The organism is Aquicoccus sp., from assembly GCF_041686535.1.
In the GTDB taxonomy this organism is placed as follows: domain Bacteria; phylum Pseudomonadota; class Alphaproteobacteria; order Rhodobacterales; family Rhodobacteraceae; genus Aquicoccus.
Genome location: NZ_JAWLDS010000059.1, coordinates 1 through 19,561, shown reverse-complemented (window position 1 = coordinate 19,561; position 19,561 = coordinate 1). Strand labels below are relative to the sequence as shown.

Sequence of the window (19,561 nt, the reverse complement as noted above, 5' to 3'; positions counted from 1 at the left end):
CCTGATCGCCTCGAAGAGGCCCGTCACCGCGGTTCACAGCTTCGAGGCCAACCCTCACCTGATCGGTTACATCCACAAGCTACATGCCGAAAACGGCGTCTCCAACGTGATCGTCCACAACGCGATCCTCGCCCCCAAGGCGTCGGAGCCGGTCGATTTCTACGTGCGAAAGAACCTGCTGGCCTCATCGCTCGACAGGATGGGCACCGACGAGTCGGACATCGCGTCGATCGAGCAGGTCGCTGTGCGCGACATCAACGCCACCTTCGCCGAGATCAGGCCCAGCATGCTTGTCTGCGACATCGAGGGCGCCGAGGCCGACATCTTGCCCGCACTCGACTACGACGGGTTGCGCGCCGCGGTCATCGAACTGCATCCGCAATGGATCGGTCCCAACGGCGTGCGCGCCGTCTTCGAGGCGATGCATGCAGCCGGGCTGAGCTATTTCCCGCGCTGGTCGCATCGTAAGGTCGTCGTCTTTCGCCGGTCCTGGCCGGATGTGACACCGTGAGAATCCTTGCCGTTCTCACCGTCCGCAACGAGGCCGCCTACCTGCTGGAGTGGCTCGCCCACCACCGCTCGGCCGGTGTCACCGATTTCCTCGTTTTTTCGAACGACTGTGACGACGGCACCGATCTGATGCTCGACCGGCTGGACGAGCAGGGCCTCGTCACCCATGTTCGCAACCCGGGACCGCATGACAAGGGCGGCATTCAGTTCACGGCGATGAAACTGGCCGACAAACGCCCCGAGGTTGCCGCCGCCGACTGGATCATCACCCTCGATATCGACGAATTCATCAATGTCCATGTAGGCGATCATACCGTGCCCGCCCTGCTCGCCGCCCTGCCCGAGGCCAGTGCCATCACCTTGACATGGCGGATTTTCGGATCGTCCGACATCATCCGCTACGAGGACCGCCCGGTGACCGAGGAATTCATTCGCGCCGCACCCGAGGTGATGTATTGGCCGTGGCGCGCGTCAATGTTCAAGACCCTGTTCCGCAACGATGGCACTTACGGCAAACTCGGCATCCACCGCCCCCGCAACCCCGATCCGGACCGCCTGAAAGGCGCGCGCTGGTTCGATGGCGCGGGGCGTGAACTTCCACCCCAGTTTCTCAAGAGGCAGATCTTCTCGCCCTTCGGCCGACCGAATTACGGACTTGTGCAGCTCAACCATTATCCCCTTGGTTCAATGGAAAACTTCGTCCTCAAGGCCGATCGCGGCCGGGCCGTGCACGGGTCGGACATGCTCGATCTCGATTACTGGGTCGAGCGCAACTACAACACCGACCTCGATACCTCCATCTCCGCGCTGGAACCCCAGCGCGCGGCCGCGCTGGCCGCGCTCAAATCCGACACGCGGCTTGGCACACTGCACGACGAGGCGGTTGCCTGGCGCAAGGCGCGGTTCGACGCCTTGATGCAGCAGGAGCCATACCGCGCACTTTTCGGCCGCCTCCTGCAAACCCCACCCTCTCGCCCGGTGCGCCCCGAAGAGGCTCGCCTGCTGGTACAGCACGCCCACCGTGGCAAGGCACGTGACCCGGCAGGGCACGCGCGCCGCTGAACCGCCCAGAAACAGCCTGAAATGCTCTCGGATTTTTCTCAATTCCGCCCGAATCCGCGCCTATCCCTTTAAGCCAATAAAAGACCGGTAAACGCACGATCCGCGCACCGGCGAGGCAAAGGCAGTGACGATGCAGGACAGGCCGCAAACATTCGAAACTCCGCCCATGGCCGATCTCGACAAGGCCGAATGGCTCACGCGTCTGGCCGACGTGGCCGAAGAGCATGGCCATTTCCAACCCCTCGGACAGCAGCATCTCGCCGCGTTCGTCGATGCGGGTTCAACCCTGTTGGTCAGCTTCGAGACGCTCCAGGGCATCCGCGCGCTCTCTGACGACGGACAGCCGCTGGGATGGGAATGCGTCAGAAGAATGGGATGGTCCAGCCTGACGCTGATCAGCGAAGGCGACACGTGGTTTCGCGATCGTCAGGTCTATGGCTATTTCGATCGGTTGATCGACGACGGGTTCTTCGACGAGTTCGACACGATCGTGTTCTACGGCGCAGGCCCATGCGGCTATGCCGCCGCCGCCTTCTCGGTCTCGGCACCGGGCGCGCGCGTCATCGCGATCCAGCCACAAGCCACGCTCGACCCGCGCGTCACCGAATGGGATGATCGCTTCACCGAGATGCGCCGCACCTCCTTTACCGACCGCTACGGCTATGCGCCCGACATGATCGACGCTGCCGAGCAGGTCTTCGTGCTTTACGACCCCGAGGTAACGCTGGACGCGATGCACGCCGCACTCTTCACCCGGCCCAACGTCATGAAACTCCGGATGCGCTTCATGGGCACGGCGATCCAGTCCGACCTGATCGATATGAACCATCTTGTCGAGTTGATCGCCCGGGCCGGGAATGGCACGCTCGATACGGTCAGCTTTGCCAGGCTGTGGCGCGACCGCCACGACCATCCGCCCTATTTGCGCAGTCTACTCGCCGCCATCGACAGGCAGGATCGACCGTGGCTCGCCACCATGATCTGCCGCGCCGTGCTCGCCCGGCGCGGGCGCGCGCCACATTTCGGACGCCGCCTCAAACAGCTGGAACGCCAGGCGAAGAGCGGAAATTTCGAGATCCCGCCTTCGCGGCCCTGACAACACTGGAATGCGTCCGCGCTTTGCGCTAATCGGCGGGCATGAACACGCTTACCATCCGCCGCCCCGACGACTGGCACCTGCATCTGCGCGACGGCGCCATGCTGCGCGCCGTGCTGCCCGAAACCGCGCGCCACTTCGCCCGCGCGATCATCATGCCCAATCTCGTGCCGCCCGTCGTGACCGGCGCCGAGGCCATGGCCTATCGTGGCCGGATCATGGCGGCCCTGCCCGAGGGGGCGGATTTCACGCCACTGATGACGCTCTATCTCACCGAGGAAACCGACCCCGAGGATCTCGCCGCCGCGCATGCCTCGGGCCTCGTCACCGCGGTGAAGCTCTACCCGGCCGGCGCCACCACCAACTCGGCCTCCGGTGTGAAGGATTTCGACCGCGTCCGCCCGGTGCTGGAAAAGATGGCCGAAATCGGCTGTCCGCTCTGTGTGCATGGCGAAGTCACCGACCCGGATGTCGACATATTCGACCGCGAGGCGGTGTTCATCGACCAAGTGCTGGATCCGATCCGCCGCGCCACGCCCGGCCTGCGCGTGGTGATGGAGCATATCACCACCTCCGACGGCGCCGACTACGTCCGCTCCGCCGAGACCGGCCTTGGCGCCACCATTACCACCCACCACCTGATCATCAACCGCAACCATATCCTCGTCGGCGGTATCAGGCCGCATTACTACTGCCTGCCCGTGGCCAAGCGCGAGACCCATCGGCGCGCGCTCCGCGCCGCCGCCACCTCGGGCGATCCGCGTTTCTTCCTGGGCACCGACAGCGCCCCGCACGTGGATGCGGCCAAGGAAACTGGCTGCGGCTGCGCGGGTTGCTTCACCGCCACCAACACCATGGCCCTGCTCGCCCATGTGTTCGAGGAAGAAAACGCGCTCGACCGGCTCGAAGGCTTCACGTCGCTCCACGGCCCGGCCTTCTATGGCCTGCCTCCCAACGAGGCAACGCTCACCCTCACCAGATCCGGCACACCCACCGCCTTCCCGGCCAAGATCGAAACCGGCGACGGCCCTGTCACCGTCTTCGATCCCGGTTTCCCGGTTTACTGGAGCGCCACCTGATCCCCATCATCCGACCCCGAATTCCGCCGGGGTCCGGCGGCTGCCCCACCGCCGCCCTCCAACAGCACAAAGGCTCGCCCGATGATCCCTTCCACCTTCCCGCCCAGAGACGAAATCGCCCGCCTCACCGCCCGCATGCTTCTGGAAATCCAGGCCGTGCACTTCAATGCCCGTGAGCCGTTCACCCTCGCCTCCGGCCTGCCGAGCCCGACCTACATCGACTGCCGCAAGCTCATCTCCTACCCCCGCATCCGCAGCACGCTGATGGATTTCCTCACCGTCACTGTGATGCGCAATGCAGGCTTCGAGGCGTTCGACAACATCGCCGGCGGTGAGACCGCGGGCATCCCCTTCGCGGCTCTGGTCGCCGAACGCATGGGCCTGCCGATGACCTATGTGCGCAAGAAACCAAAGGGTTACGGTCGCAACGCCCGGATCGAAGGCGCCATGAGCGAAGGCCAGCGCGTGCTTCTGGTCGAGGATCTCACCACCGATGGCGGCTCGAAACTCTCCTTCGTCGATGCGATCCGTGACACCGGCGCCACCTGCGCCCATACCGCGGTCATCTTCTACTACGGCATCTTCCCAGAGACCGAGAATACCCTGGGCGATCACGGCGTCACCCTGCACCACCTGTGCACCTGGCGTGACGTCCTGGCCGAGGCCCGCGCGCAAGGCGCGTTTGACGCCGAAACCCTCGCCGGAGTCGAAAGCTTCCTCGACGACCCGCGCACGTGGCAGGACGCGCACAGCGCAGGGTGAAACGTTCCGTCACCTGCCGGGATTTTTCTCAGTCAGCGCACAATATCTTGACGTGACACCCCTCCGTTTGTCAACATGCGCCCACTGAGGGTTATCCACAAAAACATACAATTTGCGTCCTCCGCGCGTGATTGCGTATGTCACACCCCACGCAAAGCAGAGGGGAATCATGAACGAGATCACCGCCTTCAACCCGACCGGCGCGGAAATCCAGAGCCCTGATTCGATTCCACACTCGATCGAGGCCGAACAGCAATTGCTGGGCGCGATCCTCACCAACAACGACATCTACGACAAGGTCGCCTCAATCATCGGTGCAAAGCATTTCTATGATCCGGTCCATGCCCGAATCTTCGAGACCGCCGCCGCCCGCATCGCCAAGAACAACCTCGCCTCGCCGGTTACGCTCAAGGCGTTTTTCGAGGACGACGACGGCCTCAAGGAACTTGGCGGTCCGGCCTATCTCGCCCGTCTCGCAGGTGCGGCGATCTCGGCCTTCGCGGTCAAGGATTACGCGCAACTCATCTATGACCTCGCCGTGCGGCGCGATCTCATCCGCCTGGGTCAGGACATCGCCGCCAAGGCCGCCAAGGTCGAAGTCGGCTCGGAACCCGGCGAGCAGATCGTCGAGGCTGAACAGGCCCTCTACCAGCTTGCCGAACAGGGTCAGGCCGAAAGCGGTTTTCAAAGCTTTCTCAAGGCCGTAACGGACGCTGTTAATGTCGCCAATGCTGCCTATCAGCGCGAGGGCGGCCTTGCCGGAATCGCCACCGGCCTGGTCGATCTCGACAAGAAGCTCGGCGGCCTGCACAAATCCGACCTTCTGATCCTCGCCGGCCGCCCGTCAATGGGCAAGACATCGCTCGCCACCAACATCGCCTTCAACGTTGCCAAGGCCTATCGCCGCGGCGTCCGTCCCGACGGCACCGAAGGTGCGCTCGATGGCGGTGTCGTGGGCTTCTTTTCGCTCGAGATGAGCGCCGAACAGCTGGCCAGCCGAATCCTCGCCGAAGCCTCGGAAATCTCCAGCCACAAGATCCGCCAGGGCGACATGGACGAGGGCGAGTTTCGCCGTTTCGTCGACGCGGCCAAGACCCTTGAATCCTGCCCCCTCTTCATCGACGACACCGCCGCGATCCCGATTGCCCAGCTCGCGGCGCGGGCACGGCGCCTCAAGCGCACCCACGGGCTCGACCTTCTGATCGTCGACTATCTTCAACTTGTGCGCGGCATGGCCGACAACCGGGTGCAGGAGATCGGCGAGATTTCCATGGGTCTCAAGGCCATCGCCAAGGAACTCAACATCCCCGTCATCGCGCTCAGCCAGCTCTCGCGACAGGTCGAAAGCCGCGAGGACAAGCGCCCGCAACTTTCCGACCTGCGCGAATCCGGCTCGATCGAACAGGATTCCGATGTCGTCATGTTCGTTTTCCGCGAGGAGTATTACGTCGAACGAGAAAAGCCGTCCGATGAGAAACTCGATGAAATGGCCGCGTGGCAGGACCGCATGTCGCGCATCCACGGCAAGGCCGAAGTGATCATCGGCAAACAGCGCCACGGTCCGATCGGCACGGTCGAACTCAGCTTCGAAGAGCAATTCACCCGTTTCGGCAACCTCGTGAAACCCTGGCAACAGGACGACGGGGGCGGTTTCTGACACGCCCATCCACGATTTCATGGCGGCCTACTAGCGGGTCTGGGAAACGCGGGACAGCGAAGGGTTCGCCGCACTCTTTCCCGAGAACGGCCAATACTGGAACACCCCGTTCCAGGTTCAGGACAGCTTTGACGCGCGCAAGATCTATTGGGACAGGATAAAGCTGCAAGAGGACATTTCGCTTGCCTACGACGTGCTGGGCGAAACGCCGACGGGCGGCTTCGCCCATTGGCGTGTCGATTATCAGGTCGCCTCGGAAGAGCTGTTCGAGATCTGGGCCAGATCGACCGGCACCGGCCTGCCCGACCGCGCACCCGGCGACCCGCTGCCGCGCATGATGCTTGACGGCACGCTCCTCGCGCGGTTCGACAGCAGCGGAAAGGCCACCGAAGTGCGCATCTGGTGGCATTCCACCGCCCGGAAGCCCTGACCCTGCGCAAATGTGACTCGACAGCCGCATCCCCCCGCGCATCAATGGGGTCATGCGTGTTCTCATCTGCATCCTGTTCTTTGCTGCGTTCCCGCTGCGCGCCGAAGAGGTCGATGTCGAGCTTGTTCTCGCGGTCGACGTCTCGCGCTCGATGCAACTGAACGAGCTCGACATCCAGCGCCGCGGCTATGCCGAGGCCCTGCAAAGCCCCGAGGTGATCAAGGCGATCACCGGGGGCATGATCGGCGCCATCGCGCTCAGCTATGTCGAATGGGGCGGCGCCGGATCGTACCGGCTGATCGTGCCCTGGACCCGCATCGAAAGCGCGGAAGACGCCGGGCACGTGGCCGACATCATTGAAGGTCATTTCGAAACCACGCTGCGCCAGACCTCGATATCCTGGGCAATTGACCTGTCCCTCGATCTCTTTCAGTCCAACCATTTCAACGGACTGCGTCGCGTTATTGATGTATCCGGTGATGGTCCGAACAATAGCGGCACACCCGTCGACACCGCCCGCGACCGCGCGCTTGCCCAGGGCATCATCATCAACGGCCTGCCGCTGATGACTCGCGACGCGATGTCCGACCGCTGGGGCATTCCCGATCTCGACGCCTATTATCGCAACTGCGTCATCGGCGGCCCCGGTGCCTTTGTCATCCCGGTGCGCGACTGGTCCGAGTTCGCCAGCGCCGTGCGCCGCAAGCTGGTCCTCGAAATCGCCGGGCGCACGCCGCCCATCCCGCCCCGCGTGCTCCCTGTTGCCGCCTATGACTGCCAGATCGGCGAGCGAATATGGCGCCGCAACATGCAACGCAACTGGGTGGAGCCCTGACAGGGCCGGTTTCCGCTTGACCCTGCGCCAATCCGTGGCATGAACCCGGCATGGCGACCGGAAAACTCACAATCGATCTCGACGCGCTGGTGCAGAACTGGCGCTCCCTTGCTTCCCTCGACACCGGCGAAACCGCCGCCGTGATCAAGGCCGATGGTTACGGGCTGGGCCTCGCCCGCGTGGCGCGCGCACTGGCCCATGCGGGCGCGCGGCGCTTTTTCGTCGCCGTCGCCGAAGAAGGCGCCGCCCTGCGCCAGATCCTCGGCCCCGGCCCCGAGATCAACGTGATGTCGGGCCACATGCCCGGCGATACCGACATGATCGGCGATCTCGACCTCACGCCGATGATCAATTCCTATGATCAATTGCTGCGCCAGCTCGAAGCGCTGCCCGGTGCGCGCTTCGGCATCCAGCTCGACACCGGCATGAACCGGCTCGGCATGGAGCCCGCCGAATGGTCGGCCCTGCGCGACATCGCCGTGGCACAGGGGCCGACGCTCATCATGTCGCATCTCGCCTGCTCCGACGATCCCGATCATCCCATGAACCGCCAGCAACTCGACCAGTTCAACGCCATGACCGAGGGGCTGCAAATCCCGCGCTCGCTGGCGGCGACGGGCGGCATCCTGCTCGGCTCCGCCTACCATTTCGACGTCTCCCGCCCCGGCATCGGCCTCTATGGCGGACGCCCGTTCGAAGCCGCCGCGCCGGTTGTGCGGCTCGACCTGCCGGTCATCCAGACCCGCGATCTCGAACCGGGTGAAACCGTGGGCTATGGCAACACGTGGACGGCGACCGCACCCACCCGCGTCGCCACCGTCTCGGGCGGTTACGCCGACGGGATTCACCGAATCCTGACCAATCGCGGCCAATTCCATTTCGGAGCCACGCCCTGCCCGATCCTTGGCCGCGTCTCGATGGATCTCATCGGCATCGACGTGACACATCTCGGCACGGACCCGGCCGAACTGACCCTGATCGGTGAATACCAGACCATCGACCATGTCGCCGACACGGCCCAGACCATCGGTTACGAGATTCTCACCTCTCTGGGGGCGCGCTACGACCGGCGCTACAGCGGCGGATGAGCCTGGCCACACCCCTCGCCACGCTTGGCCGCACCGTCCTTTCGGCCCTCGCCCTGATCGGCCGGGTTGCCCTCTTCGCGCTCTCGACCGTCACTCATCTCGTGCGCCCGCCCTTCTACGGCCGCGAATTCCTTCATGCCCTGGTCCAGATCGGCTGGCTGTCGCTGCCCGTTGTCGGGCTCACGGCCCTCTTCACCGGTGGCGCGCTGGCGCTGCAGATCTATGCCGGCGGATCGCGCTTCAATGCCGAATCCGTGGTGCCCTCGATCGTCGCCATCGGCATGGCACGCGAGTTGGGCCCGGTGCTGGGCGGTCTCATGGTCGCCGCGCGCGTCGCCTCCTCGATCGCCGCCGAGATCGGCACCATGAAGGTGACCGAACAGATCGACGCGCTGGTCACGCTCTCCACCCACCCGATGAAATATCTCACCCTGCCCCGGGTTCTGGCCGCGACACTCGCCGTGCCGGTGCTGGTCGCCGTGGGCGATTCCATCGGCATCATGGGCGGCTATCTCGTCGGCATCACGCGGCTCGAATTCAATGCCGCCGCCTATCTCAAGAACACCGCCGATTTTCTCGAGCTTTGGGACGTGCTCTCGGGCCTGATCAAGGGCGCGGTTTTCGGCTTCATCGTCGCCACCATGGGCTGTTTCCACGGTATGCATTCGGGCCGCGGCGCCCAGGGCGTGGGCCGGGCCACCAAGTCCGCCGTGGTCGCGGCCAGCGTGCTGATCCTCGCGGCCAACTACATCCTCACCGAACTGTTCTTCTCGGCATGAGCGGCGCGGACCGGCATATCCCGAATTTCCCGTCGCGCAGCGACGGGATGCGCCCGCCCGCCCCATGGCGGGCGCAATCTGCGCCCACCCGTGCGGGCGCATCCCGTCCATCGAGCGTGGTCATGACTTGCGACGAATGGGCGGCTAGAGGGGGAATACTCCGATGATCGAACTTCAAGACATCCACAAGGCTTTCGGCTCCAACAAGGTGCTCCAGGGCGTGACCCTTTCGATCCCGCGCGGCAGCTCGCTCGTCATCATCGGCGGATCGGGCACCGGAAAATCGGTGGCGCTGAAATGCATCCTCGGCCTCATTGAACCCGACAGCGGGACCATCACCGTCGATGGCACCGACGTGCATCAGGGCGACCGCGACGCCTTTCTCGCCCGTTTCGGGATGCTGTTCCAGGGCGGCGCGCTCTTTGATTCCCTCCCGGTCTGGCAGAACGTCGCCTTTCGCCTTCTGCGCGGCGCGCTCAAACGCCCCAAGGCCGAGGCCCGCGAGATCGCCATCGAAAAACTGCGCCGCGTCGGCCTCAAGCCCGAAACCGCCGATCTCTTCCCCGCCGAGCTTTCGGGCGGCATGCAAAAGCGCGTCGGCCTCGCCCGCGCCATCGCCGCCGACCCCGAGATCATCTTTTTCGACGAGCCCACCACCGGGCTCGACCCGATCATGGCCGGCGTCATCAACGATCTCATCCGCGAGATCGTGACCGAGATGGGCGCCACGGCAATGACCATCACCCATGACATGACCTCGGTGCGCGCCATCGCCGACGACGTGGCAATGCTTCATGACGGGGTGATCAAATGGACCGGCCCGGTGACCGAGATGGACGATTCCGGCGATCCCTATCTCGACCAGTTCATCCATGGCCGCGCGACAGGCCCGATCGAAGCGGTTCGTTAAACCCCCGTCACGGAGGGGTCACGTTTGGCCGGTTCTTCGCCGCCAACCCCCGGTCGCGCAGACCGGCAGCCGGGTGGCAGCCGCGCGGCAGCCGAATGTCACCCCCCCGATTCGTGGCTATTTCGAAGGGTTAACGCGTCTTGCCGGACAGCCCTGCACCGCCTAAACAGCGCAGGAAACACCCGCCGGAGGGCGCCATGCTGCGGCTCGTCAACCTGTCCCTGATCGTGCTTTTCCCGGTCGCGTGGTTCGCGCCCCTGATGCGTGCGGGCCTCAATCTACCACTCTTCGGCACAAACGAGATCACCGTCGTCTCCGGCCTGCAAACCCTTTGGAAAACAGATGTTTTTCTCGCCCTCGCCGTCACGTTCCTTGCCCTTTTCGCACCCTATCTCAAGACCATCGGCCTGGCATTGGTGCATTTTGACCTGCTCTCGCCCCGGCTTCTGCCCACGCTGCATCTGCTGGGCAAACTGGCCATGGCCGACATTTTCCTGATCGCGCTCTACATCACCGTGATCAAGGGGGTCGGAATCGGCCGGATCGAAACCGCCTGGGGCCTCTACCTCTTCTCCGCCTGCATCCTTGCCACATTGGCTGTGGGTATGCTGACGGAGCGAAAAATTCTCGCCAAAACAAATGCTTGAATCAGAGATTTCTGCACGCTTGGCGCAGAGGGACACCCCTTGAATCCCCTCCTCCTAGAGCAGGGAAAGGCGCGTACGGGGATCGAGATCGGCGTTAAGACTTTTATGCCATGCTGCATCGAAGATTCTTTTTCTCTTTGAGGTTTGACGCGACGCACGGTCTCATGCATCACGCAACGCATGGCGAAAAACCCGCAATTCACCTGCACCGCCTGCGGCGCACATTTTTCCAAGTGGTCTGGCCGCTGCGACTCCTGCGGCCAATGGAATTCCATTGTCGAAGAGCGCCCGCTGTCCAGCGGGCCAACCTCGAAATCGCTTGGGGCACGGCGTGGCGCCCCTGTGAAACTGAGCGATCTTGGAACACAAGAAGACCCGCCTCCACGCGCTCAAAGCGGGCTGGCCGAGCTGGATCGTGTGCTTGGCGGTGGTCTTGTTCCGGCGTCGGCAATCCTCGTGGGCGGAGATCCGGGCATCGGCAAATCGACCCTGCTCTTGCAGGCGATAGCAGCTTTCGCTCGTAAGGGCATGAAAACAATATATGTTTCCGGTGAAGAGGCCAGCGCTCAAGTGCGCATGAGAGCGACGCGGCTCGACCTCCTGGACGCCCCCGTGCAGCTTGCCGCGGAAACCAACCTTCGTGACATCCTGACCACGCTCGAAGCCGAGCGACCGGGCCTCGTGGTCATCGACTCGATCCAGACGATGTGGGCCGACAATGTCGAAAGCGCCCCCGGTTCGGTCTCCCAGGTGCGGGCTGCCGCGCATGAGTTGACCAGTTTTGCCAAGCGCATGGGCATGTCGGTCATTCTGGTCGGCCACGTGACCAAGGATGGCCAGATCGCAGGCCCCCGCGTCGTCGAGCACATGGTCGACACCGTGCTCTATTTCGAAGGCGAGCGCGGACACCAGTTCCGCATCCTGCGTGCCGTCAAGAACCGCTTCGGCCCCGCCGACGAAATCGGTGTTTTCGAGATGACAGGCAGCGGTCTGGCAGAGGTCGCGAACCCCTCTGCCTTGTTCCTGTCCGAACGGGGCGCCCCGTCTCCCGGTTCAGCCGTTTTCGCCGGAATCGAAGGAACACGCCCTCTTCTTGTTGAATTTCAAGCTCTTGTCGCGCCTTCTTCACTTTCTCAACCGCGACGCACCGTGGTCGGATGGGATGGCGGCCGCCTCTCGATGATCCTTGCCGTACTCGAGGCGCGCTGCGGGATTCCGTTTGCGGGGCTAGATGTCTATCTCAACGTCGCGGGTGGAATGAAGATCTCGGAACCCGCCGCGGACCTTGCCGTTGCCGCGGCCCTCTTGTCGGCACGCGAGGATACCAGCCTTCCACCGGATACGGTCATTTTCGGCGAAATCAGTCTCTCCGGCGCTCTGCGCGCTGTCTCGCAAGGCGAAAACAGGTTGAAAGAGGCTCAAAAACTTGGTTTCACCGCAGCTATCGTTCCATCGGGCGGAAAACCCGTCAATATCGCCGGTCTCACTCTGAACCGATTTGGCGACCTGACAGGTTTTGTAGGAGACATGTTCGGCGCGGGCTGACATCGGGAAAAGAGAAGGACGGACATGGAAGGCTTCACCCTAGTCGACGGTAGTGTCGCGTTGGTCATCGTGATCTCGGCCCTTCTCGCCTATTCCCGCGGTTTTGTCCGCGAGACACTGGCCATTGTCGGGTGGGTCGTGGCTGCCGTCGTCGCGTTCCTGTTCGCACCGCAGGTCCAGCCCTTGGTCAAGGAGATTCCAGTAATCGGAAGTTTCCTCACCGACAGTTGCGAATTATCGATGATTGCCGGCTTTGCCGGGATTTTTGCCCTTACGCTCGTCGTTGCGTCCCTTTTCACGCCACTTTTTTCGTCCCTGGTTCAGCGCTCGGTCCTGGGCGGGCTAGATCAGGGTGCGGGGTTCCTGTTCGGCGTATTCCGCGGGGTCCTGCTGATCGCAATCGCGTTTTTCGTCTATGAGACCGTCATCACGACCCAGGACATCCAGATGATCGACGACAGCCGGTCTCATCGCGTCTTTGCGCGGTTGACCGATCGAATTGAGGACGGAAACCCACAGCAAGCGCTTGGCTGGATCACGCTGCAATACGAGCAACTCGTGGGTGGTTGCTCGTCAGAGCAATGATGCAAAACGTGATCCTGCCGGCCTCGTGTTCGTAATTGTGTGATCCTTTCGTGACATGCGCCTCCGGACCTAATAATAGAGGGGCACGCGAAGCGATGGATTCGGAGATGCCAGTCTTGTCCCGCCCGATGCCCCCTGCTCACCCATTTGACGATGACAAGCTGAAGGAAGAATGCGGCGTGTTCGGCGTAATCGGCTTGTCGGACGCGGCGAATTTCGTCGCACTCGGCTTGCACGCATTGCAACATCGCGGTCAGGAAGCGGGCGGCATCGTCAGCCATGATCCCGATGAAGGGTTCAACTCGGCCCGGCGTTTTGGGTATGTGCGTGATAACTTCACGAAGCAGTCATTGATGGAGACTCTGCCTGGCCCATTGGCAATCGGTCATGTCCGATATTCCACGGCTGGATCAAAATCCGCTCAAATCCGTGACGTGCAACCGTTTTTCGGTGAGTTCTCGATGGGCGGCGCAGCGATCGCACATAACGGCAATATTACCAATGCCGAAGCATTGCGGCGCGAGTTGATCGAGCGCGGCTCGATTTTTCAAAGTTCTTCGGACAGTGAATGTATCATCCATTTGATGGCTCGATCGTTGCAGCGAGACATCCCTGAGCGGATGCAGGATGCGCTCCGCCGGGTGGAAGGCGCCTTCTCCATCGTTGCCATGACACGGACCAAGTTGATCGGCGTACGCGACCCCTTGGGGGTCCGTCCACTTGTCCTGGGCCGAATCGCCGACGGCTGGGTGCTCAGTTCAGAGACCTGCGCGCTTGATATCATCGGCGCCACGTTCGAGCGCGAAATCGCACCGGGCGAGATGGTCGTTATCAATGGTGACGGAGTTGAGAGCCATTTCCCGTTCCGCCGGAAGAAATCTCGTTTTTGCGTGTTCGAACACGTTTATTTTTCGCGTCCCGACAGCATCATCGGCGGCCGCTCAGTCTACGAAACCCGCCGCCAGATCGGGGTTGAACTCGCGCGCGAAGCTCCTGTTGAGGCCGATATCGTCTGTGCTGTACCCGACAGCGGGACGCCTGCGGCCATAGGTTATGCCCATGAAAGCGGCATCCCGTTCGGAATGGGAATCATCCGCAACCAATACATGGGGCGCACGTTTATCGAACCAACCGAACAGATTCGCAACATGGGTGTCCGTTTGAAGCTGAACGTCAATCGGGCACTCATTCGTGACAAAAGAGTCGTGCTGGTTGACGACAGCGTTGTGCGCGGAACCACGAGCCGCAAGATCAAGGAGATGATCCTAGATGCCGGGGCAAGGGAAGTTCATTTCCGCATTGCGAGTCCGCCAACAGCATGGCCCTGTTTCTATGGCGTTGACACGCCGCAACGCGAAAAGCTTCTTGCAGCGACCATGAGCGAAGACGAAATGCGACAGCATCTCAACGTCGACAGCATAAAATTCGTCTCTCTGGATGGCCTTTACCGCGCGGTGGGCGAAGCGAATGGGCGCGACGCGAGTTGCCCCCAGTACTGTGATGCATGTTTCTCGGGAGAATATCCCGTCGCACCTTCGGACATGATTGAAAAGGGCTTTGAACTGAAAGCTGCCGAGTGATCTGACGATAGGTTGGCACAATTCTGCGCATGCGAAAGAGGCGGCGCGATTGGCGCTTTAAACGCGCCCGTTTTGGGCATATCCGACCGGTTCCCGCATCAGCTTTACGGAACCGAAAGCCCAAGGATGTCCGATCAGGAACCGATCACAGACGAAGCCGCAAAAGTGGGCTTGCTCGCCAAGTCGCGTAACACACTCCCCCGTGGTCGCACGGTGCTCATTGGCATCTTCGGCGATCAAGACTCGCCAGGTGCACTGTTGCGGAGCTCTTCAGGCCAGGTGCAGCGCGTGAAATTGGGCGATGACGCACTGGGAGGCAAGGTCATGGCAATTGGCGATGGTGCCATCGTGATTGCGTCAGGCCAAGGAACGAAGGTGCTGAAATTACCCTGAGGCACAGTGTCAGTTCAGATTCCAACCTCTTCGAAACACGTCTCATACAGTTCCCTGCCCCCTTGACGTTAGCCTCCAATCCGCCCAAACCGCGATTATGGAAAAAAAGATCGCTCTCATTACCGGTGCGTCCCGTGGCCTAGGGGCGGGGCTCGCAGAAGCACTGTGTGACACCCATCACATTGTGGCCGTGGCCCGCACCACAGGCGCATTGGAAGAATTGGATGACCGCATCCAGTCAAAAGGCGGCAGCGCGACACTGGCCCCGATGGATATCTCCAAGGCAGATGCCATGGCCCAGTTGTGTCGATCAATCTATGACCGATGGGGCAGTGCCGACATCTGGGCACATTGTGCAATCCACGCGGCCCCTCTGTCGCCGGCCGACCATATCGACTCCAAGGATTGGGATAAGTCGGTATCCATCAACGTGACGGCAAGTGGTACCTTGATCGCCTTTGTTGCCCCCCTCTTGAGCGAAACGGGCAAGGCACTCTTCTTCGATGACCCCCATGCGGGCGAAAAATTCTTTGGCGCATATGGTGCCACCAAAGCAGCTCAGATCGCGCTTGCCACGAGTTGGGCAGCTGAAAAGGCAAGGTCAAGCACGCAGGTTCATGTTCTCGCCCCGCGCCCGATGGCAACCGCTACCCGCGCCCGCTTCTTTCCCGGAGAAGACCGTACTTCATTGGCCGCTCCTTTTGACGAAGCCCTGCGGCTTTTGCACGCAGTCGGGATGCGCGACCAGCACGGTGAAGACAAATAGACACAATTCCTGATGAACTTCTTAACCGGTCGTTCTTGCACGCCCTTTTGTCTGGTTCATAGAGGGGCGGAGCGGCTATAAAATTGGCAAGCAAAGGGCCGATCATGCGTATTCTCATCACGAACGACGACGGAATCAACGCACCTGGGCTTGCAGTACTGCATGAGATCGCAACCGATCTTGCAGGACCAGAGGGCGAGGTCTGGACCGTTGCACCTGCGTTCGAGCAGTCAGGTGTCGCCCACTGCATCAGCTATACCCATCCCATGATGATCGCCAAGATGGGCGAGCGCCGATATGCCGCGGAAGGCAGCCCGGCCGATTGCGTCATGGCGGGACTGCATGACGTAATGGGCGAACGTCCGGACCTGATCCTTTCGGGCGTGAACCGCGGCAACAACTCGGCCGAGAATGCACTCTATTCAGGCACCTTGGGCGGAGCGATGGAAGGCGCACTCCAACGCATAACGTCTTTTGCGCTGTCACAATATCTCGGACCACAGAATGTTCACGCTGACGATCCATTTGAGGCAGCTCGTATGCATGGGGCCAATGTGATCCGGCGGGTTATGGCCATCAACCCCAAGGAATCGTCGGATTACAGGCTCTTCTACAACGTGAATTTTCCTCCTGTCAGCGCCGCGGCGGTGGCGGGTGTGAGGGCTGCGGCTCAAGGGTTTCGCAAGCACACACGTTTCACGGTGGAACCGCACCACTCGCCTTCGGGACGAAAATTCCTGTGGGTCCGCGGCGGCGAACAGCACCGACCGACAGCGCCAGGAACGGACGCCAAGGCAAATCTCGATGGTTACATATCCGTCACGCCGATGCGCGCCGATCTGACAGCGCATGATGTTCTCGATTCACTCAAGTCGATCGAATGACCGAGTCTGGCGATAACGCCGAGCGCCAGATGCGGTTTCTTTTCGCATTGCGCTCGAAGGGGGTAACAGACCAGCGGGTTCTGGCTTCCATGGAAAGGATTGACCGCGGACTGTTCGTGCGCGGTCTGTTTTCAGAACGGGCTTATGAGGACATGCCGTTGCCGATAGCCTGTGGCCAGACGATCTCGCAACCTTCGGTGGTTGGGCTCATGACACAGGCACTGGCCGTTTCGCCGCGCGACAAGGTTCTCGAAGTTGGTACGGGTTCGGGTTATCAGGCTGCCGTCCTCAGCCAGTTGGCACGGAGGGTTTACACGGTTGATCGGCATCGGCGCCTCGTCCAGGAGGCTGCTGCCCTTTTCGCATCACTTGACCTCAACAACATAATCGCGATGACAACGGATGGCAGCCATGGTCTGCCCGAACAGGCTCCGTTCGACCGTATCATCGTGACCGCGGCCGCCGAGGACCCGCCTGGCCCGCTCTTGGCCCAGCTTAAAATCGGGGGTATCATGGTGGTTCCGGTCGGTCGGTCCGACACAGTCCAAAGCCTGATCAAGGTGACGCGCAACGAGACAGGTTTCGAGTACGAGGAATTGCGGCCGGTGCGTTTCGTTCCCTTGCTGGAAGGACTTGGCAAGGATACGTGAGACCACGCGTTGGAGCAAAGCCAAGCCTCGACCGAACAAGAGGCAGGATGAGGGTTAAAGATGAGCTTTTCCAAGTATTTGAAATCGTATCTTCTGGCCAGTGTCGCGATCACTCTGGCGGCCTGTGAACAGCCGCTTGATTTCGACATGCGAGGGGCTTTCGGCTCGGGTTTGAACACGGCCGAGGCGGCCCGCATGGCGACAGCGAAACGTCCCGACGCGGATGACCGCGGTGTTATTTCCTATCCGAATTATCAGGTCGCCGTCGCTAGGCGTGATGATACCGTGACCGACCTTGCAGCCCGCGTCGGAGCGGATGCAGCGGAATTGGCGCGCTATAACGGCCTGCAACCGGGTGACAATTTGCGCGCGGGCGAGGTCGTGGCCTTGCCACGCCGCGTTGCCGAACCTTCGCCGGAGACCGGCTCGCCCACGACGGGGCCGATCCAACCGCCGGGGATCGACATCACGACGCTGGCCGGGGGGGCCATCGACCGCGCCGGGGAACAGGAGATCGAAACCACCACCCTCGAATCCGACAGTCAACCTGAAAAACAAAAGGTTGCCAGAGGGTTGGAGCCCAAAAGGCACAAGGTTGTCCGGGGCGAGACGGTCTATACCATCTCGCGCCTTTATGATGTGAGCGTGCGTTCGTTGGCCGAATGGAACGGGCTGGGAAGCGATTTCAAGATTCGCGAAGGACAATATTTGCTGATCCCGGTTCCAGAAACATCGCCCCCGGAGCGAACGACGTCTGAGCCGGAAACGGAACCACCCGGCCGCGGATCACCAACGCCCACTCCACCAAGCGCGACCCGGCCCTTGCCGGAGGAAGGCACGCAACCGGTTGCCGAATCCGAACCCGCGGAAACGCAAAGCGACTCCGCCCCCGAGCAGCGCCAAGCCGAGACCCCCTCGGGGGGGGAATTGGCCTATCCTGTCAAGGGGCGGATTATTCGTGAATATTCAAAGGGTAAGAATGATGGCATCGACTTCACAGCCGATCCCGGAGAGGCCGTGACCTCCGCCGAAGCCGGCACCGTGGTTTCGGTGACGAAATCGACCGAAAATGTCCAGTTCGTGGTGATCAAACACTCGAATTCGCTGGCCACGGTCTATGTGAACGTGGACAAGGTATCGGTGGCAAACGGCGACCAGGTCACGCGCGGGCAAAAGATTGCAGAGATGCCCGAAGGCAACCCACCATACGTTCAGTTTCAGGTCGCCAAGGGGACTGCACAGGTCGATCCCATGCCCTATCTTCAATGAATGTTGACCCGCCGCACGGCGAGGTTAACAGCCGCCTCGGGTCAAAAATCGGGGGGTGACTCGCGTGCACCGTCCGGCTGCCATCCGGCTGCCGGCCGATGCTTTGATGCGTTTGGCGGAATTGGTAAACGCAACGGTCGGCCCACAGGAGATCACTCCAGGCGAACACCCTTGCGCCCGGCCAGATCAGTCACGTATTGCCAGGCGACCCGACCAGATCTCGCACCGCGTGTCGCCTGCCATTCTATCGCCTCGGCGCGCAGATCATCCTTCTTGATCTGTATCCCGAAATGATCGCAATACCCGCGGATCATGGAAAGGTACTCGTCCTGTGAGCACGGATGGAAGCCCAGCCACAAGCCGAACCGATCAGAAAGCGAGACCTTCTCCTCGACCGCTTCGGACGGATTGATCGCGGTGGAGCGCTCATTCTCGATCATATCGCGAGGCATCAGGTGGCGTCGATTCGAGGTGGCATAGAACACGACGTTGTCGGGGCGCCCTTCGATCCCGCCGTCGAGGACCGCCTTGAGCGACTTGTAGTGCTGATCGTCATGCGAGAACGAAAGGTCGTCGCAAAAAAGCAGGAAACGATAATCGGGTGCCGCGCGCAGGAGGTTCAACAGCCGAGAAACCGAAGGCAGGTCTTCGCGCTGTAGCTCGACCAGCTTGAGCGGCAACCCTTCCTCCAGAACCGCCGCATGTACGGCCTTGACCAACGAGGACTTGCCCATGCCGCGCGCACCCCACAGAAGCGAATTGTTGGCCGGAAGCCCGCGCGCGAACTGACGCGTGTTGGCCAGAAGCGTATCGCGCGACCGGTCCACCCCCAGAAGCAGGGACAGATCGACCCGCGAAATCCGTGACACGGGTTCGAGCCGTTCGGGGTCGACATGCCAAAGGAAGCCATCGGCCCGCGAGAAATCGGGGCCGGAATGGGGAGCCGGCGCGATGCGTTCGAGGGCTGCGGCGATGCGATCGAGGGTCTTTTCCGTCATTTTGTCTTGTCTACCATCCCGTCATCGGGATCATCG

General features: G+C 61.8%; 21 protein-coding genes. 20 read left to right on the top strand and 1 reads right to left on the bottom strand.

The annotated features are described in order from the left end of the window. The 20 genes from ACESL9_RS12205 to ACESL9_RS12110 form a co-directional block, all read left to right on the top strand. Positions 1-511 (top strand): FkbM family methyltransferase (locus ACESL9_RS12205; protein WP_372674875.1); only part of this gene is annotated, 511 nt, incomplete at its 5' end. Continuing rightward, positions 508-1,572 carry a glycosyltransferase family 2 protein gene (locus ACESL9_RS12200; RefSeq protein WP_372674874.1) on the top strand — a complete coding sequence of 355 codons (1,065 nt, stop codon included), beginning with the start codon at positions 508-510 and terminating at the stop codon, positions 1,570-1,572. The genes ACESL9_RS12205 and ACESL9_RS12200, both read left to right, overlap by 4 nt. Positions 1,573-1,702: 130 nt before the next feature. Further along, the gene (locus ACESL9_RS12195) at positions 1,703-2,668 is read left to right on the top strand and encodes a phosphoadenosine phosphosulfate reductase (RefSeq protein ID WP_372674873.1); all 966 of its coding nucleotides are present in this window, start codon (positions 1,703-1,705) and stop codon (positions 2,666-2,668) included. A 41-nt stretch (positions 2,669-2,709) separates the two neighbouring features. After that, the gene (pyrC, locus tag ACESL9_RS12190; protein ID WP_372614708.1) at positions 2,710-3,747 is read left to right on the top strand and encodes a dihydroorotase; all 1,038 of its coding nucleotides are present in this window, start codon (positions 2,710-2,712) and stop codon (positions 3,745-3,747) included. An 81-nt stretch (positions 3,748-3,828) separates the two neighbouring features. After that, complete coding sequence (locus ACESL9_RS12185; RefSeq protein WP_372614706.1) at positions 3,829-4,509, top strand: orotate phosphoribosyltransferase; 681 nt, start codon at positions 3,829-3,831, stop codon at positions 4,507-4,509. A gap of 169 nt (positions 4,510-4,678) precedes the next feature. Then, positions 4,679-6,166, top strand: a complete 1,488-nt coding sequence (locus tag ACESL9_RS12180) for a replicative DNA helicase (RefSeq protein WP_372614704.1) — start codon at positions 4,679-4,681, stop codon at positions 6,164-6,166. Positions 6,167-6,359: 193 nt separating this feature from the next. Further along, complete coding sequence (locus ACESL9_RS12175; RefSeq protein ID WP_372614702.1) at positions 6,360-6,596, top strand: hypothetical protein; 237 nt, start codon at positions 6,360-6,362, stop codon at positions 6,594-6,596. A 52-nt stretch (positions 6,597-6,648) separates the two neighbouring features. Then, positions 6,649-7,431, top strand: coding sequence for a DUF1194 domain-containing protein (locus ACESL9_RS12170; RefSeq protein WP_372674872.1), 783 nt, complete (start codon positions 6,649-6,651; stop codon positions 7,429-7,431). Between the two features lie 50 nt (positions 7,432-7,481). Next, positions 7,482-8,519, top strand: coding sequence for an alanine racemase (alr, locus tag ACESL9_RS12165; protein WP_372614698.1), 1,038 nt, complete (start codon positions 7,482-7,484; stop codon positions 8,517-8,519). Continuing rightward, positions 8,516-9,298, top strand: coding sequence for an MlaE family ABC transporter permease (locus tag ACESL9_RS12160; RefSeq protein WP_372614696.1), 783 nt, complete (start codon positions 8,516-8,518; stop codon positions 9,296-9,298). The genes alr and ACESL9_RS12160 overlap by 4 nt, the downstream gene beginning before the upstream one ends. Positions 9,299-9,461: 163 nt before the next feature. Next, a complete protein-coding gene (locus ACESL9_RS12155; RefSeq protein ID WP_372674871.1) occupies positions 9,462-10,208 on the top strand; it encodes an ABC transporter ATP-binding protein in 747 nt (248 codons plus the stop codon). Between the two features lie 197 nt (positions 10,209-10,405). Beyond that, complete coding sequence (locus tag ACESL9_RS12150) at positions 10,406-10,855, top strand: paraquat-inducible protein A (protein WP_372614692.1); 450 nt, start codon at positions 10,406-10,408, stop codon at positions 10,853-10,855. A 180-nt stretch (positions 10,856-11,035) separates the two neighbouring features. Continuing rightward, on the top strand, positions 11,036-12,400 hold the full coding sequence (gene radA, locus ACESL9_RS12145) for a DNA repair protein RadA (RefSeq protein ID WP_372674870.1): 1,365 nt from the start codon (positions 11,036-11,038) through the stop codon (positions 12,398-12,400). Positions 12,401-12,424: 24 nt separating this feature from the next. Next, the gene (locus ACESL9_RS12140) at positions 12,425-12,985 is read left to right on the top strand and encodes a CvpA family protein (protein ID WP_372614688.1); all 561 of its coding nucleotides are present in this window, start codon (positions 12,425-12,427) and stop codon (positions 12,983-12,985) included. Positions 12,986-13,113: 128 nt separating this feature from the next. Continuing rightward, a complete protein-coding gene (gene purF, locus ACESL9_RS12135) occupies positions 13,114-14,565 on the top strand; it encodes an amidophosphoribosyltransferase (RefSeq protein WP_372614739.1) in 1,452 nt (483 codons plus the stop codon). A gap of 126 nt (positions 14,566-14,691) precedes the next feature. After that, a complete protein-coding gene (locus tag ACESL9_RS12130) occupies positions 14,692-14,958 on the top strand; it encodes a pilus assembly protein PilZ (RefSeq protein ID WP_372614686.1) in 267 nt (88 codons plus the stop codon). A 97-nt stretch (positions 14,959-15,055) separates the two neighbouring features. Then, complete coding sequence (locus ACESL9_RS12125; RefSeq protein WP_372674869.1) at positions 15,056-15,724, top strand: SDR family NAD(P)-dependent oxidoreductase; 669 nt, start codon at positions 15,056-15,058, stop codon at positions 15,722-15,724. Between the two features lie 104 nt (positions 15,725-15,828). Continuing rightward, positions 15,829-16,608 carry a 5'/3'-nucleotidase SurE gene (gene surE, locus ACESL9_RS12120; RefSeq protein WP_372614682.1) on the top strand — a complete coding sequence of 260 codons (780 nt, stop codon included), beginning with the start codon at positions 15,829-15,831 and terminating at the stop codon, positions 16,606-16,608. Further along, a complete protein-coding gene (locus ACESL9_RS12115) occupies positions 16,605-17,258 on the top strand; it encodes a protein-L-isoaspartate(D-aspartate) O-methyltransferase (protein ID WP_372614680.1) in 654 nt (217 codons plus the stop codon). Before surE ends, ACESL9_RS12115 begins: the two co-directional genes overlap by 4 nt. A gap of 60 nt (positions 17,259-17,318) precedes the next feature. Then, complete coding sequence (locus tag ACESL9_RS12110; RefSeq protein WP_372614678.1) at positions 17,319-18,527, top strand: peptidoglycan DD-metalloendopeptidase family protein; 1,209 nt, start codon at positions 17,319-17,321, stop codon at positions 18,525-18,527. Positions 18,528-18,679: 152 nt separating this feature from the next. Here the strand turns inward: ACESL9_RS12110 and ACESL9_RS12105 are convergent, their stop codons facing one another. Beyond that, complete coding sequence (locus tag ACESL9_RS12105; RefSeq protein WP_372674868.1) at positions 18,680-19,525, bottom strand: ATP-binding protein; 846 nt, start codon at positions 19,523-19,525, stop codon at positions 18,680-18,682. Positions 19,526-19,561: the final 36 nt, after the last annotated feature.

Excerpts from the sequence above, each read along its gene's own strand:
- ACESL9_RS12150 (WP_372614692.1), top strand. The coding sequence starts at position 10,406 with ATGCTGCGGCTCGTCAACCTGTCCCTGATCGTGCTTTTCCCGGTCGCG.
- pyrC (WP_372614708.1), top strand. The coding sequence starts at position 2,710 with ATGAACACGCTTACCATCCGCCGCCCCGACGACTGGCACCTGCATCTG.
- ACESL9_RS12105 (WP_372674868.1), bottom strand. The coding sequence starts at position 19,525 with ATGACGGAAAAGACCCTCGATCGCATCGCCGCAGCCCTCGAACGCATC.
- ACESL9_RS12125 (WP_372674869.1), top strand. The coding sequence starts at position 15,056 with ATGGAAAAAAAGATCGCTCTCATTACCGGTGCGTCCCGTGGCCTAGGG.
- ACESL9_RS12170 (WP_372674872.1), top strand. The coding sequence starts at position 6,649 with ATGCGTGTTCTCATCTGCATCCTGTTCTTTGCTGCGTTCCCGCTGCGC.
- ACESL9_RS12115 (WP_372614680.1), top strand. The coding sequence starts at position 16,605 with ATGACCGAGTCTGGCGATAACGCCGAGCGCCAGATGCGGTTTCTTTTC.
- ACESL9_RS12110 (WP_372614678.1), top strand. The coding sequence starts at position 17,319 with ATGAGCTTTTCCAAGTATTTGAAATCGTATCTTCTGGCCAGTGTCGCG.
- ACESL9_RS12140 (WP_372614688.1), top strand. The coding sequence starts at position 12,425 with ATGGAAGGCTTCACCCTAGTCGACGGTAGTGTCGCGTTGGTCATCGTG.
- purF (WP_372614739.1), top strand. The coding sequence starts at position 13,114 with ATGCCCCCTGCTCACCCATTTGACGATGACAAGCTGAAGGAAGAATGC.
- ACESL9_RS12185 (WP_372614706.1), top strand. The coding sequence starts at position 3,829 with ATGATCCCTTCCACCTTCCCGCCCAGAGACGAAATCGCCCGCCTCACC.
- ACESL9_RS12195 (WP_372674873.1), top strand. The coding sequence starts at position 1,703 with ATGCAGGACAGGCCGCAAACATTCGAAACTCCGCCCATGGCCGATCTC.
- alr (WP_372614698.1), top strand. The coding sequence starts at position 7,482 with ATGGCGACCGGAAAACTCACAATCGATCTCGACGCGCTGGTGCAGAAC.
- ACESL9_RS12155 (WP_372674871.1), top strand. The coding sequence starts at position 9,462 with ATGATCGAACTTCAAGACATCCACAAGGCTTTCGGCTCCAACAAGGTG.
- ACESL9_RS12160 (WP_372614696.1), top strand. The coding sequence starts at position 8,516 with ATGAGCCTGGCCACACCCCTCGCCACGCTTGGCCGCACCGTCCTTTCG.
- radA (WP_372674870.1), top strand. The coding sequence starts at position 11,036 with ATGGCGAAAAACCCGCAATTCACCTGCACCGCCTGCGGCGCACATTTT.
- surE (WP_372614682.1), top strand. The coding sequence starts at position 15,829 with ATGCGTATTCTCATCACGAACGACGACGGAATCAACGCACCTGGGCTT.
- ACESL9_RS12130 (WP_372614686.1), top strand. The coding sequence starts at position 14,692 with ATGTCCGATCAGGAACCGATCACAGACGAAGCCGCAAAAGTGGGCTTG.
- ACESL9_RS12180 (WP_372614704.1), top strand. The coding sequence starts at position 4,679 with ATGAACGAGATCACCGCCTTCAACCCGACCGGCGCGGAAATCCAGAGC.